This window comes from Lactobacillus kitasatonis DSM 16761 = JCM 1039 (genome assembly GCF_000615285.1).
GTDB lineage: Bacteria > Bacillota > Bacilli > Lactobacillales > Lactobacillaceae > Lactobacillus > Lactobacillus kitasatonis.
Genome location: NZ_BALU01000029.1, coordinates 1 through 1,351, shown reverse-complemented (window position 1 = coordinate 1,351; position 1,351 = coordinate 1). Strand labels below are relative to the sequence as shown.

Here is a 1,351-nt window from a genome sequence, read left to right as displayed (position 1 = left end):
TTCAACTGTTCAAGCTACTACTAATGATGCAGGGAATTTAACCTACCCAGCATTACCTGCTGCTGGTGGTCACTTTACTAAGCCAAGCGACTCAAAAGATGCTATTTATGTTAATCCATCTGAACTCTCAAGCCAAGGTATCGCAAAAGCTTTAAAGAATGCACTTGTAAAGGCTAACAAGCTTTCAACTGCACTTGATGTAACTGATGTTCAGAATGTTGGTACTAACAACTATAGCTTTAAGTTAAAGACCAATCATCTCTGGGGTGGCTTAACCGAAGATCAAAGAAAGACTATTATTCAAGGTAATTACTCTACCAGACAGATGCCTACTTCAAATGATGCTGGTACTGAATTAGCGGGTACTTGGTATGTAACTATTACTACAGAACCTGTTAAGGCAGAAGTTGCAGAGCGTATTAAAGATGGCGCATTCTTCGAAGCTAATGATGAAAATGCATATGCAAATGGACAAAACTACTATGCAAATGCTGAAGATTCAAACTTTTCAGCTAAGACTTCATTAAGCGATTTGAAGAAGCGAATTATGAAAGTCGTTTCCTTGAACAATGCTGGTATGACTAGTGAAAAGGCATATGATACTTACGTATGGGGTCATGCAACTACTGATGATAATCTTATTGGTCAATTGACTCGTCAAGGTATCTCAGTTAGTGCTGATAAGACCTTCGACCCAGCTGGCAAAGCATTTCATATTGTAGTTTCAACTAACGGCCTTCCAGATATTACTGTTCATTTCCAAAATACAGGTTATGTTGATCAAGACGCACCTGTCCTTTTGGCAGATTATTCAAATGTTGAAGGTAGCGTAGATGCAAACAAAGTAAACAACCACGTTCGTCCACGTAATTTATCAGCAGTAGTTGATGCCAATGGATATGTTCGTCCATTAATCATTCGCCAACATGATGATGGTACTTTCCAACCAACTGAATGGTTCAGCGCTTGGAATAGCAATAAGAGTAAGGCATTTATCAGTATTACTGCAACAGATAATAATGTAGATTGGACTAAGCCAGGTCTCTACAGTGTAACTATTTCTGCAACCAATGCTGCTGGTAAGACTTCTAAGGCAGTAGTTCCAGTTATCGTATCAGCTAAGAACGGTAATGTTATGACCGTTGTTAAGAACACTAACCTTTACACTGAACAAAATGGTGCAATGGTTCAAGCTAACTTAGTAAGCTACCAAGAAGTTGTAAATCCAGGTCATCAATTAGTTGTTTATGGTGCTCCTGTAACTAAGAAGCTCAATGGCCAAGATGTTCAAATGTACAGAGTATTTGGTCCTAATGAAAACTTCTGGGTACCTGCAGATGCATTGAAGAAC

The 1,351-nt window shown here is 38.8% G+C and carries 1 protein-coding gene; it reads left to right on the top strand.

What is annotated here, in order from left to right; genetic code table 11:
* The coding region (locus tag JCM1039_RS12350; RefSeq protein WP_034533204.1) for a hypothetical protein at positions 1-1,351 on the top strand (1,351 nt) is incomplete at both ends.